Annotated in this window: 10 protein-coding genes; 3 read left to right on the forward strand and 7 right to left on the reverse strand. The window is 42.3% G+C overall.

Going from position 1 to position 14,212, the window contains the following annotated elements:
* Positions 1 to 18 precede the first annotated feature (18 nt).
* Positions 19 to 1,710: an energy-dependent translational throttle protein EttA gene (ettA, locus tag D0S24_RS04700; protein ID WP_117018715.1), complete on the forward strand. Its 1,692-nt coding sequence runs from the start codon at positions 19 to 21 to the stop codon at positions 1,708 to 1,710.
* 245 nt (positions 1,711 to 1,955) lie between these two features.
* Here the strand turns inward: ettA and D0S24_RS04705 are convergent, their stop codons facing one another.
* Positions 1,956 to 2,756 carry an MBL fold metallo-hydrolase gene (locus D0S24_RS04705; RefSeq protein WP_251795716.1) on the reverse strand — a complete coding sequence of 267 codons (801 nt, stop codon included), beginning with the start codon at positions 2,754 to 2,756 and terminating at the stop codon, positions 1,956 to 1,958.
* 483 nt (positions 2,757 to 3,239) lie between these two features.
* Here D0S24_RS04705 and D0S24_RS04710 point away from each other — a divergent pair, with 483 nt between their 5' ends.
* Entirely contained in the window at positions 3,240 to 4,127 is an 888-nt protein-coding gene (locus D0S24_RS04710; RefSeq protein WP_117018717.1) for a hypothetical protein, read from the forward strand.
* A gap of 74 nt (positions 4,128 to 4,201) precedes the next feature.
* On the opposite strand, the gene fumC is transcribed toward D0S24_RS04710, so the two are convergent.
* The 3 genes from fumC to D0S24_RS04725 form a co-directional block, all read right to left on the reverse strand.
* The gene (fumC, locus tag D0S24_RS04715) at positions 4,202 to 5,599 is read right to left on the reverse strand and encodes a class II fumarate hydratase (protein WP_117018718.1); all 1,398 of its coding nucleotides are present in this window, start codon (positions 5,597 to 5,599) and stop codon (positions 4,202 to 4,204) included.
* A 91-nt stretch (positions 5,600 to 5,690) separates the two neighbouring features.
* Positions 5,691 to 6,095 carry a thiol-disulfide oxidoreductase DCC family protein gene (locus D0S24_RS04720; protein ID WP_117018719.1) on the reverse strand — a complete coding sequence of 135 codons (405 nt, stop codon included), beginning with the start codon at positions 6,093 to 6,095 and terminating at the stop codon, positions 5,691 to 5,693.
* 23 nt (positions 6,096 to 6,118) lie between these two features.
* A complete protein-coding gene (locus tag D0S24_RS04725; protein WP_117018720.1) occupies positions 6,119 to 8,290 on the reverse strand; it encodes an endonuclease MutS2 in 2,172 nt (723 codons plus the stop codon).
* Between the two features lie 243 nt (positions 8,291 to 8,533).
* Between D0S24_RS04725 and D0S24_RS04730 the strand changes: the two genes are divergently transcribed.
* Complete coding sequence (locus D0S24_RS04730) at positions 8,534 to 9,583, forward strand: DUF6340 family protein (protein WP_117018721.1); 1,050 nt, start codon at positions 8,534 to 8,536, stop codon at positions 9,581 to 9,583.
* Between the two features lie 81 nt (positions 9,584 to 9,664).
* On the opposite strand, the gene D0S24_RS04735 is transcribed toward D0S24_RS04730, so the two are convergent.
* From D0S24_RS04735 to D0S24_RS04745, 3 genes are read right to left on the reverse strand one after another with little or no spacing between them, the layout of a single operon-like run.
* Positions 9,665 to 11,485, reverse strand: a complete 1,821-nt coding sequence (locus D0S24_RS04735) for an ABC transporter ATP-binding protein (RefSeq protein WP_117018722.1) — start codon at positions 11,483 to 11,485, stop codon at positions 9,665 to 9,667.
* Complete coding sequence (locus D0S24_RS04740; protein WP_117018723.1) at positions 11,485 to 13,194, reverse strand: phospho-sugar mutase; 1,710 nt, start codon at positions 13,192 to 13,194, stop codon at positions 11,485 to 11,487. The genes D0S24_RS04735 and D0S24_RS04740 overlap by 1 nt, the downstream gene beginning before the upstream one ends.
* Positions 13,195 to 13,239: 45 nt before the next feature.
* Positions 13,240 to 14,196 (reverse strand): glycosyltransferase family 2 protein, encoded by a 957-nt coding sequence (locus D0S24_RS04745; protein ID WP_117018724.1) that lies wholly within the window; start codon positions 14,194 to 14,196, stop codon positions 13,240 to 13,242.
* Positions 14,197 to 14,212 lie beyond the last annotated feature (16 nt).

Genomic DNA, 14,212 nt, shown 5'->3' on the forward strand with positions numbered 1-14,212 from the left:
TAAATAACAAATACTAATATGTCGGACGATACGAAAGTCATTTTCTCCATGTCCGGGGTTACCAAAACGTACAAAACTGCCAATACCCCGGTATTAAAAAATATTTATTTAAGCTTCTTTTACGGAGCCAAAATAGGAATTCTGGGTCTTAATGGTTCTGGGAAATCCACCCTTCTCAAAATCATTGCAGGGGTGGACAAAAACTTTCAGGGCGATGTAGTTTTTTCTCCAGGATATAAGGTGGGATATCTGGAGCAGGAACCCCAACTGGACGAAAATAAGACCGTTTTGGAAATAGTCAAGGAAGGGGTGGCGGATACGGTGGCCATCTTGGATGAATACAATAAGATAAATGATATGTTCGGGCTTCCCGAAGTATATGAGGATGCGGATAGAATGCAAAAACTCATGGACAAGCAGGCCGAACTTCAGGATAAAATTGATGCCACCAATGCCTGGGAACTGGACAACAAATTGGAAGTTGCCATGGACGCCTTGCGCACCCCGGACCCCGATAAGAAAATAGGGATACTTTCCGGAGGGGAAAAAAGACGCGTGGCATTGTGCAGATTGTTGTTGCAGGAACCTGAAATTTTATTGTTGGATGAGCCGACCAACCATCTGGATGCGGAATCCGTTCATTGGTTGGAGCATCATTTGGCCGAATATAAGGGAACCGTTATTGCGGTTACCCACGATAGGTATTTCTTGGATAATGTGGCCGGATGGATCTTAGAGCTGGATAGGGGGGAAGGCATTCCTTGGAAAGGAAACTACTCCAGTTGGTTGGATCAAAAATCCAAGCGCATGGCCCAAGAGAGCAAAACAGCTTCCAAAAGACAGAAAATATTGGAACGCGAGCTGGATTGGGTAAGGCAGGGAGCAAAGGGGAGACAGACCAAGCAAAAGGCCCGTTTACAGAACTATGACAAGTTGATGAGCCAGGACCAAAAGCAATTGGACGAAAAACTAGAGATCTATATCCCCAACGGACCTCGATTGGGGACCAATGTAATAGAAGCCAAGGGCGTAAGTAAGGCCTATGGGGATAAATTGCTTTATGAGGACTTGAATTTTAAATTGCCACAAGCGGGCATTGTAGGTATTATTGGTCCCAACGGTGCTGGTAAAACCACCATTTTCCGTATGATTATGGGTGAGGAACAACCTGATAAAGGGGAGTTTGTAGTAGGTGAAACGGCAAAAATTGCCTATGTAGACCAGAGTCATTCCAATATAGATCCCAATAAGACCATATGGCAGAATTTTAGTGACGAGCAGGAATTGATAATGATGGGGGGCAGGCAGGTAAATTCCAGGGCCTACTTAAGCAGGTTCAATTTTTCGGGAAGCGAGCAGAACAAAAAAGTAGATATGCTTTCCGGAGGGGAGCGCAACCGTTTGCATTTGGCGATGACCCTAAAGGAGGAGGGCAACGTGCTGCTTTTGGACGAGCCGACCAATGATTTGGACGTTAATACCTTGAGAGCATTGGAAGAAGGTCTGGAAAATTTTGCAGGATGTGCTGTGGTCATTTCCCACGACAGATGGTTTTTGGACAGGATCTGTACGCATATTCTATCTTTTGAAGGGGATTCCCAAGTCTATTTCTTTGAAGGATCATTCTCTGAATACGAAGAAAACAAGAAGAAACGTTTGGGCGGGGATCTAATACCCAAGCGACTAAAATATAAGAAGTTGATACGGTAAGCTTACTGTTTTAATATTAATAAGGAAAGGTAGCCATTCCACCCAGAGGCAGTGAAGACGGAATGGATTGTAAGTGCGGGCAAGGGATTGTAAGCGCGAGCGTGGACGCCTGTCTGACGGCGAGGCAGGCCTGCCTTAGTCGGCAGACAGGCTTGCGCTAGCGGTGATTGTAAGCACGAGCGTAGACGCTCGCGCTAGAGAAAGTGTTTTTTTGATTAATCAGGGCCTCAAAATCCGACAATACCTTAATAATCTTCCTTGGGATACCAATCCAATTGCACTACCTCGATAGCGGGATTCCTATAGTTTACCAAGGTTTTAAATTCGGCCACATCCCCAACTTCGGGCTTTCCTCTGTAATGATAGGGATAAACCTGTTTGGGCTTAAATTCCAGCACGGCATCCGCAGCACTTTCAACCGTCATGGTATATGGCAGGTTCATACAGACAAAGGCCTTATCTATATTTTGTAAGGCGCGCATTTCAGGAATATCCTCGGTATCGCCTGAAAAGTAAATTCTCTGATCATTTTTACTGAGCACATAACCATTTCCCCTTCCTTTGGTATGAAAATCTTTGGCTTTCTCCCTAAGGTTGTACATAGGTATGGCCTCAATGGAAATACCATAGCGCTCTTTGGTATCCCCATTGTTCAGAATATCCAACTGCGGAGTAAACTCCGAAGGTATTTTGTCTGCCACAGCTTGTGGAACAATTATTTTGGTTTTTTGGGTTTCCAAGGCCTGTAGGGTTTCCAGGCTAAAGTGATCCCCATGGATGTCGGTGATCAAAATCAGGTCCGGTTCCGCAACGGCCGCAAAAGCCTCCTTTCCTCCCACGGGATCTATATAGATAATGGTTCCATCCCAATCCAAAACCGCTGTGGCGTGCTCTATGGGAGTAATTTCAATACTGGAAATCGTATTTTCAGTGTTGGGACCAAGGGCCTTTGCGCTCTCAGGGCCGGACTTGGTTTTTTCCTTGCAGCCCATGGTCACTAGGCCCATACATAAGGCTGCTGTAATAAGGTAGTTTGAACAGTGCATAATTATCGTTTTTTAAATCATTAATAATTTCGTTTTATCATTACTACTGTTATGTTAAGGATGTTTTGTCATTGAATTCAGGTCTCGACTCCGCTCGACCAGACAATCTATCGTCACTTCGAGCGGAGTCGAGAAGTCATTTCACGGTTAACTTAACACTACTATCACAGAAGAGATTTCACTTTCCATTTCAATGGTTATAAACCATACTTTCCATACATAAATGTACACAGGCTAAACTTTAAAATATTTCCATCCCTACCGGATTAAGGTTCGTAAACCTTGTTTCCTGCCAGAATTTAATAGGAACCATACTTCGGGACATCATGATAAAACACTACTTCCCTAAAGTTAAGGCAAACATTTTGTAATCTTAGGCCGTAATTTTATTATTTTTAACAAAAAAAATCTAAAATCCAAACCGGATCGTATATAAGAGTGTTACAAACAAATAAATTTAAGGTAAAATAAATAATTATAATTATGACTGAAACAAAAAGTAATAATGGATTGAAAGTTATTGCAGGCTTATTAGGTGTAATTTTACTTGGGGTAATCATATACACGGTAAGTTTATATCAGGATAAACAAAAGAACACTGCATTACTTACTAAAGAGAAAGAATTGGTCGTTGAAGATCTGACCAGTTTAAAGTCCGAGTATGACAAGGCCATCTTGGAAAGCAACGCTACCAATGAGGAATTGGTTTCTGCCAGGGACAACATTGCAAAATACATTGATTCCGTTAAGACAATGAAGACCGATATTGCCAGTCTTTATCGCTACAGAAAACAAGTAGGTATCCTGACCAAGGAAAGGGAGCAGTTGTTAAGAAAAGTGGATTCCCTAACCAGATCCAATACTTTCTTGGCAATGCAAAGGGACAGTACTTATGTTGAATTGGAAAAACAGACCGTTTTCAACGATTCCTTGGTAGTGCAAAATACACAATTGGCAGATGCTGTGGAAAAAGGATCGGCTCTGAATTTATCCAAATTTTCCGTTGATGCCGTTAAGGAAAGAACAAGTGGTAAATTGGTTTCTACCGCTAGGGCCAAGGCTACAGATAAATTAAAAGTTTGTTTTACCGTTGCGGACAACGTAATTGCCCAAGCTGGTGACCGACAGTTCTTAATTGAGGTTTTGGATCCACAAGGAAATGTATTGGGAGAAAGTTTCTCTAAAACAAATGATTCTGGAGCATCGGTAACGTACAGTAAAGGAACCGATTTCTACTATGAGAACCGATCTTTGGACGTATGTGATTTCATCGACAAGCCGGCAAGTGAATTCCAAAAAGGGAACTATATGGTAAATGTTTACGACAACAATCTAAAGTTGTTGGGAACTTCCAAATTTCAGTTAAAGTAAGGAACACTATCCATTTAACTAAAAAGGCCAATCTTTCGGGATTGGCCTTTTATTTTTAGTGTTACTGGTCATTTTTAACTTAAGTTACCTACCATATCCTCAGGTTTTACCCACTCGTCGTAATCCTCGGCGGTAACATATCCTAAATTGATGGCCTCTTCCTTTAAGGTGGTACCATTCTTATGGGCCGTATTGGCTATTTCCGCGGCCTTGTAATATCCAATTTTAGTGTTCAGGGCCGTAACCAACATTAATGAATTGTTCAGAAGCTGCCTAATAACATCGTGATTGGGTACTATTCCGATGGCACAATTCTCATCGAAACTGATACAGGCATCCCCTATTAATTCGGCAGATTGTAATATGTTCGCTGCCATCATGGGTTTAAATACATTTAGTTCATAATGGCCTTGGGTTCCACCGACACTTATGGCAACATCGTTCCCCATCACTTGTGCACAGACCATTGTCAATGCCTCGCATTGGGTAGGGTTCACCTTTCCGGGCATAATGGAACTCCCAGGTTCGTTCGCGGGAATAATAATTTCACCTATCCCCGATCTGGGTCCTGAAGCCATCATCCTGATGTCATTGGCTATTTTATTTAGGCTTACCGCCAATTGTTTTAGGGCGCCATGTGTTTCCACTATGGCATCATGGGAAGCCAGGGCCTCAAACTTGTTTTCAGCAGTTTTGAACGGTAGTCCCGTAAAACGGGCTATATATTGTGAAACCAATACATCATAGCCTTTTGGGGCATTTAGACCGGTGCCTACGGCAGTACCGCCAAGCGCCAATTCGCTCAAATGATCTAAGGTGTTGTCCAAGGCTTTTAGTCCGTGATCCAGTTGGGAAACATAACCGGAAATTTCCTGTCCCAGGGTGAGGGGAGTAGCATCCATTAAATGGGTCCTTCCTATTTTTACCACCTTGGCAAATTCCTTGGCTTTTTTATCCAAGGTATTCCTAAGTTGCCTAACTCCGGGTAGGGTAACTTCCACAATCTTTTTATAGGCTGCAATATGCATCCCCGTAGGAAAGGTATCATTGGAAGACTGGGATTTGTTAACATCATCATTGGGCTGGATGGTTTTCTCACCTTCCCCTATTTTTTTTCCGGCCAACTCATGGGCCCTATTGGCAATAACCTCGTTAACGTTCATGTTGCTTTGGGTACCGGACCCGGTCTGCCATATCACTAAGGGAAATTGGTCATCGTGTTTACCCTCTAAAATTTCATCACATACCTGGGCAATACGATCCCTTTTTTCTTCGGAAAGTACACCCAATTCATGGTTGGCGTAGGCCGCCGCTTTTTTTAAATAGGCAAATCCATAAACCACATCCAAGGGCATCGATGCCGCAGGACCAATTTTAAAATTATTTCTAGAGCGTTCGGTCTGGGCTCCCCAATATTTGTTGGACGGCACTTTAACCTCGCCCATGGTATCCTTTTCTATCCGGTATTCCATAATTTAAATGGTGTTTATTGATAATTACAAATTTATACTTATCTCGTTAGCTATTAAAATTTACAAATAAGTAAGGAAGGCATGTTCCCTTTTATAAAAATTTTGATTTTAACGCTGGATCTGGAACCATACAGGCCTCTTTTTTACCGTACCATTTATATCGATTATCGGCAATGTAGTTGTACACCCAGTTCCTAATTTTTTCGGGGATCCAATGGAACACCCCCGCCAACTTCCAGATCCCGCCAAAAGATTGGGCAATTTTAAGGGCAGCGGTAGATTTGGTGTAATAGGCCACACCCTGTTCTATGAGAATTATGGAATCGATCTGGGAGGCATCTATCCCGCGCTCCTTCATTAATTTCTCCCCGATAGCGCTTTGCAGGGCAGCAAACTTAAAAACATTGTTTTTATCGTGTTCAATAACATATTGCACAGCACTATTGCAAAGGTTGCAAACGCCGTCAAAGAGAATTATTTTATTATTTTCAATCATTTTTGTAGTGGTCCAACCACGTATTATATTTTTCTTTCAACCAATTCCAGTTGGTCTACCGCAACATTGGTGGTAAAAATACCATAGTTTACAATAGCCTTGTTCTTTTCCAAACTATCTATACTGCCCACGGCCTTTCCGTCTGTTAAGCGTACACGATCCCCTATTTTAAATATGGGTCGTGGCTTATTTTTTTCCTTTACTTCTGCCTTCTTTTTCTCTACTTTTTTCTTTTCGCGGATTACCTCCACCTTTTTTATCACTTCCTGTTCCACTTTGGCCTTCCTTTCCTTTTGTGCCTCTACCTCTTTTACCGATTGTTTTTTGCGCTTGCTATTTTCTGTTTCCACAATACGTATCAATTCGGAAACCAAATTCCGTTTCTTTTTATCCTGAAAATATTTTTCGGCAGCCGTATTTACCTTATTCCCCAAATAGATCATCCGTTGGTTATGATCGTACAGTTCTTGATAGTTTTCCAATTTGGATTTGATCTTGGAATTAAGGTCTTCCAGTTTTTGGGCCTCCGTCCTGGCCTTGGATTCCTCCTCCTGTAACCTGGAACCCGTTTTTTCCATTTTACTGCGCTCCTTTTGAAGTTTGGCAATGGTGGCATCAAAACGGACCTTGCCGTGTTCTATTTTCTTTTTCGCCTTGTTGATGAGGCTATAGGGAATACCATTCTTCTGGGCCACTTCAAATGTAAAGGAACTACCGGCCTGTCCCAGTACCAATTGGTAGGTTGGTTCCAGCGATTTTCCATCGAAGAGCATATTGGCATTCGTAACATGCGGCAATTCGTTGGCCAACAATTTAAGATTGGCGTAATGGGTGGTAATAACTCCGTAGGCACCCCTTTCGTAGAAAACTTCCAAAAAAGTCTCGGCAAGGGCACCGCCCAGTTCAGGATCGCTTCCCGTTCCAAATTCATCGATCAGAAACAAGGTCCTGTCGTTGCATTTCCGCAAGAAGTAATTCATATTCTTTAAGCGATAACTATAGGTGCTGAGATGGTTTTCTATGGATTGGTTGTCGCCTATATCTGTCAGGACATTATCGAACAAACAAACTTTGGATCGCTCATGAACCGGGATCAATAAACCACTCTGCAACATCACCTGCAACAGACCAATGGTTTTTAGGGTAATACTTTTCCCCCCTGCATTGGGTCCGGAAATCACTATAATTCTGTTTTCGGGATGCAGGGCAATGGTTTGAGGGTATGTTCTTTCCTTTTTGTACTTATTGCTCAAAAACAGCAAAGGATGGTAGGCATCCCTAAGGTAAAGCTCCCTTTGGTCACTAATTTCCGGCAACACGGCATCCATTTCCAGGGCATATTTGGCCTTGGAGGCCGTAATGTCCATATGGACCAAAAAATCTTGATAAGCATATAACTCAGGGGCAAAGGGGCGTATGCGGTTGGTAAGATCGTTCAATATTTTTTGTATCTCTTCGCGTTCCTCAAATTCCAAGTTGCCAAGTTCCCTACTGTACCTAAGGGTGGCCTCCGGCTCAATGTAGACAATGCTTCCTGTTTTGGAGGTTCCCATTACGGCGCCCTTTACTTTTTTTCGATACATACTCTTTACGGCAAGTACACGTCTATTATCTACAACGGATTCCCTTATTTCATCCAAAAGCTCCGAGGCATGATAGGTATTCAGCGCCGTGGCAAAACTCTGATTTATTTTGCCCTTCACCACAACCATTTGGGAACGGATATTTTGAAGGTTGGTGGAGGCATTATCCCTTATTTCCCCAAATTTATCAATGACAGCCTCTATATTTCGGGGAATTTCCAAGTTTAGGGCAATGCCATCGGAAACAACGTATAGAAGGGGATAGTACTCCTTAAATTTTATAAAGAATTTGATATGGGTGGCCACAGTAGTACAAATGGAACCTATTTTCTTGAACCCTCCCACTTCCAATGTGGTATTCTCTATTTTAAGGAGTTTCAACTCCTGATTAATGGTGTCAAAGTTATGATTCGGAATCCTATTGTCGTTGGAGTAGGAGGCCAGATACTCGGAAGTTTGTCCCAAAACGGCCAATAACTCGGTTTTATCCGTTATTGGTTCCAAATTGGCAACTTGTTCCTTTCCGAGTTCTGTGGTACATCGGGCGGCCAATTGTAATAGGACGGTATTAAATTCGAGATCTTGAAGCGTTTTTGAACTTATTTTATTCATTTATTCAATTTTCCTTTCCATAAGGATATATAGCCTTCAAAGGTAAGGAATAGGTGCAATATGGGAAGACTGTAATTACATGTATTTGTTGCCTTGGCCCAACTCTTTTATGTCCATAGACCTGTCCCAACCCGGGTAAAACAGTAAAATATTGATTTCTGGAACAATATTTCCAGTGCAGTAGGTGTTTTATAGCTAGGTAATTACCAAAGTTATTGAATAATAACCACTAAAACCATTGGGATGAAAAACTATAAACTGTTACTCGGATATATCGGCATAGGCATTTTATTAATGTCCTGTAGTGCCACCAATAATTTAACGATGGGAGCCACGGAACCGGCCATAGTGCATCTTCCCAAAGAGATACAAAGAATAGGTATTATTAACAGAAGTCTGCCTTCCGAAGTTAATAGGACAATTGACAAAATAGACCAAATATTATCGGCTGAAGGACTTGATTTGGACAGAAAGGGGGCCGAAGTTGCCATTAATGCCCTATCGGATGAACTGGCGGGCACGGGAAGGTTTGAGGAAATACTTATTTTGGATAAGGAAACGGAAATAAGAAAAGGACTGGATGTCTTTCCGGCAAGCCTGTCCTGGGAAGTGATAGAGGAAATTTGTGCCGCCAACGGAGTTGATGCCATTTTTTCCTTGGCATTTTATGATACGGACACTCAGGTTTCCTATAAACCATCCGTAATGCAACTACCCAACAATTTAGGAGTCAAAGTGTCGGTCCCGGCCCATGAAGTGACCCTGAACACCCTTGTAAAAAATGGGTGGCGGATCTATAATCCACGTAACAGGCAAATAGTGGACGAATTTATGTATACAGATCAGTTGGTATCTTCCGGAAAAGGTATTAATCCCGTAAAGGCAATTGAAGCCATAGCCCGTAGGAACGAGGCTGTTGAAACATTGAGCATGAATATGGGATTTGCATATGGTTCCAGACTTTCCCCGTACAGGCACAGGATATCCAGGGACTACTTTGTACGCGGAACGGACAATTTCGTGGTGGCCAAAAGAAGGGCGCAGACCGGGGATTGGCAAGGTGCTGCCCAACTTTGGGAAAAAGAGTTGGACAATTCCAAACCCAAAATTGCAGGACGGGCCTGTTACAATATGGCGATAATAAATGAGATCAACGGGGATCTGAATACCGCCATGGATTGGGCATCGAAGTCTTATGCGGATTATGACAATAAGGAAGCCCTTCTATATTTGAACATTCTTAAATACCGATTATCGCAGAACGAGGTCTTGGAACAACAGGCGTCCCGATAAGGTTATTTGCCTTGACTCAGTTTCCGTTAGGGTCCAATCAACGTATATTACACCTAGGTTTGGTCATGGCTTTTATATACCTTAAAAAGACTGCATGGTAACCAACCTTTTATAGACCCCGTCTTTTTCCATGAGTTCAGTATGGGAACCTTGTTCCACAATCTCACCTTTCTGCAAAACCACGATCGTATTGGCATTTTGTATGGTGGACAGTCGGTGCGCAATTACAATAGAGGTCCTATTCCGCATCATCTTTTCCAGGGCATCCTGTACCAATCGTTCGCTTTCCGTATCCAGTGCAGAGGTAGCCTCGTCCAAAATCATAATGGGCGGATTTTTTAACACGGCCCTTGCTATGGACAACCGCTGCTTTTGTCCCCCACTTAATTTATTTCCGCTATCCCCGATATTCGTATCATACCCATGTGGCAGTCCACTAATAAAATCGTGGGCATTGGCTATTTTGGCAGCTTCCATTATTTCCTCCTCCGTGGCACCCTCTTTGCCCAATCCAATATTATTTTTAACGGTATCGTTGAACAAAATGGAATCTTGGGTAACCAGTCCCATTAGATTACGGAGCGATTTTTTAGAAAAATCCCGAATATCAACGCCATCAATTTTTATTTCCCCCCCATTTACATCATAAAAGCGGGTCATTAAGTTGGCTATGGTACTTTTTCCGCTTCCCGATTGGCCTACCAGGGCTACGGTTTGGCCTTTGGGAACCTTTAGATTAAAATTTTTCAACACATATTCATCCTCATACTTAAAGGAAACATTGTTAATGTCTATTCCTCCATCAAATGTAGTTTTAACAACAGCATCCTTCTTTTCAACAATTGGATTTTCGGTTTCCAAAATTTCCAATACCCGTTCTGCTGCCGAATTCCCTTTCTTTACTCCAAAGGAGGCCTTACTAATGGCCTTTGCAGGCGTTAGTATGTTGTAGGCAAGCCCCATATAGGCAATAAAAGAGGAGGCATCCAGGGTTTTATCTATCAAGACCATTTTTCCGCCAAACCATAACAATACCCCAATGACCAATATCCCCAAAAATTCCCCTGTTGGGGAAGCAAGATTCTGTCTGTTCAACAGCTTATTGGAAAAATGGAAAAACCTACTGGTGGAGGTAGTAAATGTTTTATAGAACCTGGATTCGGAATTAAATGCTTTTATCACCCTAAGGCCGCCCAAGGTTTCTTCTACTATTGATAGAAATTCCCCTTGTTCCCTTTGTACCCGATCCGATTTCTTTTTAAGTGATTTTCCAATCCTTGAAATGATCATACCCGCGATGGGGATAAAAATAAAGACGAACAGGGTCAATTTTGTGCTTATCCCGAACATGATCAAAATAGTAAAAATGATGGTAAGCGGTTCCCTGACGATCAGTTCTAATATGGATAGGAAGGAATGTTGAATTTCCAAAACGTCCGAAGTAATACGGGCAATAACATCGCCCTTGCGTTTCTCCGAATAATAGGAGATGGGCAAGTCCACTATTTTGGCGTACATTTTGTTCCTAATATCCTTTAGTACCCCGTTTCTCAGAAAGGTAATAAAATACATGGCCAGGTAGTTGAAGAAATTCTTCAAAAGGAAAAGAATCAAGACCAATCCAATGACCAGGACCAGTCCTTTCATTTCATCATCCCCGGAATAGGCATTAACCCTATAATTAATATAGTCCTGCAAATAATCCTTTAACTGTCCCATGCCTTCATAGACCGGCTCCACCAAAATCTTCTTTTCCGGTTTAAAAAGTACGTCCAACATGGGGATTAGGGCCGCAAAGGAAAGGGCACTGAAAAGGGCATATAGAATATTGAAAAAAATGTTTAAAAAACCGTATTTACGGTAGGGTTTCGCAAAGCGAAGAATCTTTTTAAAATATTCCATTAACCTATATTCAGTTCTTTAAGGATTCTTTCAATTTTGGCATCGAGTTCGGCATCCACTTTTTTGTAGTCCGCCGCCTTGTCCAGTTTGGTGTTAATGCTAAAATAAAATTTGATCTTAGGTTCCGTACCGCTTGGCCTGGCCGCCATTTTGGTACCATCTTCGGTAATGTAGATCAGGACGTTGGATTTTGGAATATCTATAGGGGTCACTTTGCCCGTCAATACATTTTTAGAGGTCGCCGTATTGTAATCTTCCACAATTACTACTTTGGAACCATCGATAGTATCCACAGGATTATCCTTAAAATCGATCATCATCTGCTTAATTTCCTCCGCTCCGGACATTCCCTTTTTGGTCAGGGAAATTAATTTTTCCTTAAAGAACCCATAGTCCACATAGCAATCTATCAGATCCTTGTAGAACGAACTGCCATTGGCCTTGGCATTGGCACCAATTTCACAGGCCAGGAGGGTAGCGGTCACCGCATCCTTGTCCCTTACAAAATCGCCTACCATAAAACCAAAGCTCTCCTCGCCACCGCCAATGAAAGGCTGCTCAGGGAAATCCTTGATCATTTTGGCGATCCATTTAAAGCCGGTAAGGGCGGTCTTACATTCTACTCCATAGCCTTTGGCCAAGGCGTCCATCATAGGTGTGGAAACAATGGTGGAAGCGATAAATTCCTTGCCGGTGATTCCTTTTTTCTTCCTTTGGTCCAACAAAAACTTGGTCATCATAATCATGGCCTGATTGCCGTTCAGGATTTCCATTTCCCCTTCCAAATTACGCACGGCCACTCCTAGTCGGTCGCTATCCGGATCGGTGCCGATTACCATATCCGCTCCAATTTCCTCGGCCTTTTTAATGGCCATGGACAGGGCTTCCGGTTCCTCTGGGTTTGGGGAGACTACAGTGGGAAAATTACCATCAGGTTTGGCCTGTTCCTCAATAACGGTCACATTTTTATAACCGGCCCTTTGGAGTACTTCGGGGATAACGGTAATGGAGGTTCCGTGAAGGGAAGTAAATACAATTTTAAAATCGTCCTTGCCCTTGGCATTGAAGTTCCCATTTTTAACGGAAGCTTCCATAAAGGCATCATCCACCTTTTTATCTATCAATTCTATTAGGCTTTCATCTGCATTAAATTTGATTTCTTCAAAGGAAAGGCTATTTATTTCATCCACTATGGCCCCGTCCTGGGGGGGTACTATCTGTCCACCATCGCTCCAATATACTTTATAGCCATTGTATTCCGGTGGGTTGTGCGAAGCCGTTAAAACGATACCTGCGTGGCAGTTCAGGTATTTTACGGCGAAAGATAGTTCGGGGGTGGTGCGCAGTTCCGAAAAAAGGTATACTTTAATACCATTGGCGGCAAAAACTTGGGCAACGGTCCTGGCCAAGGTATCGCTATTATGCCTACAGTCATAGGCAATGACTACCTTCACTTGTTCCTTACTATATACTTGATTTAAGTAGTTACTAAGGCCTTGGGTACTTTTTCCCAAGGTATATTTATTTATTCTATTGGTACCGGCACCCATAATGCCGCGCATCCCTCCGGTTCCAAATTCGAGATCCTTGTAAAAGCGGTCCTTTAGCTCTTCGGTATTGCCTTCTATCAACTTTTGAATCTCGCTCCTGGTCTTATCATCGAAAAAATCGGTCAACCAATTTTTGGCATTTTTCAGTATGGCTTCCATAGTCGTTTGGTATTATATGTTCTTAAAAATACAAAGAATATTCATTTATTGTTCGGAGAGATTTATTTCTTCAGTGATATTGTAACGGGTTTCGTTCTTGCGGGATCTTACCATTATTTCCCCTAAAAAACCTGCGAGGAAAAGCTGCGTCCCTATCACCATAGCTATCAGTGCAATATAAAATTGTGGTCGCTGCGTTATGAGTCGCCCAAAAGGATTGATGAAGATCTTATCGATACCCAGATATAGGGCAAAACCAAAACCAATAGTAAACATAAGGACTCCCAGAGCACCAAAAAGGTGCATGGGCCGTTTTCCAAATTTGGAAACGAACCAGATGGTGATCAGATCCAAAAAACCATTGATAAAGCGATCCATACCAAATTTGGTCTTCCCATATTTCCGGGCCTGGTGCTGTACTACCTTTTCGTCTATTTTATGAAATCCGGCACTTTTGGCGAGAACGGGAATATACCGGTGCATTTCCCCGGAGACTTCAATGGTTTTTACGACCTCTTTCTTATAGGCTTTCAGACCGCAATTAAAATCGTGCAGGCGCACGCCGGAAGTCTTACGGGCAGCCCAATTAAACAATTTGGAAGGAAGGTTTTTACTGAGGATGGAATCGTATCTTTTTTTTTTCCAACCGGAAATAAGATCGAACCCTTCCTCTGCGATCATTCGGTACAATTCCGGAATTTCCTCCGGATTATCCTGAAGGTCTGCATCCATAGTAATTACCACATCGCCATGCGCGGCCTTAAATCCGGCATGTAGGGCCTGCGATTTCCCAAAATTCTTTAAGAAACGGATTCCCTTAACATTGGGATTGGAAGCCCCCAATTTGGTAATTATGTCCCAAGAACCATCGGTACTTCCGTCATCTATAAAAAGTATTTCATATAAAAAATGATTGGATTGCATTACGCGTACAATCCAATCATGCAGTTCTTTCAACGATTCTTCTTCGTTAAGTAAGGGAATTATTATGGATATATTCATTCGGTACTAATGGAAA

Origin of the sequence: Arenibacter sp. P308M17 (assembly GCF_003426735.1) — a bacterium.
Taxonomy (GTDB): domain Bacteria; phylum Bacteroidota; class Bacteroidia; order Flavobacteriales; family Flavobacteriaceae; genus Arenibacter.

What these genes read in the sequence shown, in the direction of transcription:
- ettA (WP_117018715.1), top strand. Translation starts at nt 19, where the DNA reads ATGTCGGACGATACGAAAGTCATTTTCTCCATGTCCGGGGTTACCAAA.
- D0S24_RS04705 (WP_251795716.1), bottom strand. Translation starts at nt 2,756, where the DNA reads ATGCACTGTTCAAACTACCTTATTACAGCAGCCTTATGTATGGGCCTA.
- D0S24_RS04710 (WP_117018717.1), top strand. Translation starts at nt 3,240, where the DNA reads ATGACTGAAACAAAAAGTAATAATGGATTGAAAGTTATTGCAGGCTTA.
- fumC (WP_117018718.1), bottom strand. Translation starts at nt 5,599, where the DNA reads ATGGAATACCGGATAGAAAAGGATACCATGGGCGAGGTTAAAGTGCCG.
- D0S24_RS04720 (WP_117018719.1), bottom strand. Translation starts at nt 6,095, where the DNA reads ATGATTGAAAATAATAAAATAATTCTCTTTGACGGCGTTTGCAACCTT.
- D0S24_RS04725 (WP_117018720.1), bottom strand. Translation starts at nt 8,290, where the DNA reads ATGAATAAAATAAGTTCAAAAACGCTTCAAGATCTCGAATTTAATACC.
- D0S24_RS04730 (WP_117018721.1), top strand. Translation starts at nt 8,534, where the DNA reads ATGAAAAACTATAAACTGTTACTCGGATATATCGGCATAGGCATTTTA.
- D0S24_RS04735 (WP_117018722.1), bottom strand. Translation starts at nt 11,485, where the DNA reads ATGGAATATTTTAAAAAGATTCTTCGCTTTGCGAAACCCTACCGTAAA.
- D0S24_RS04740 (WP_117018723.1), bottom strand. Translation starts at nt 13,194, where the DNA reads ATGGAAGCCATACTGAAAAATGCCAAAAATTGGTTGACCGATTTTTTC.
- D0S24_RS04745 (WP_117018724.1), bottom strand. Translation starts at nt 14,196, where the DNA reads ATGAATATATCCATAATAATTCCCTTACTTAACGAAGAAGAATCGTTG.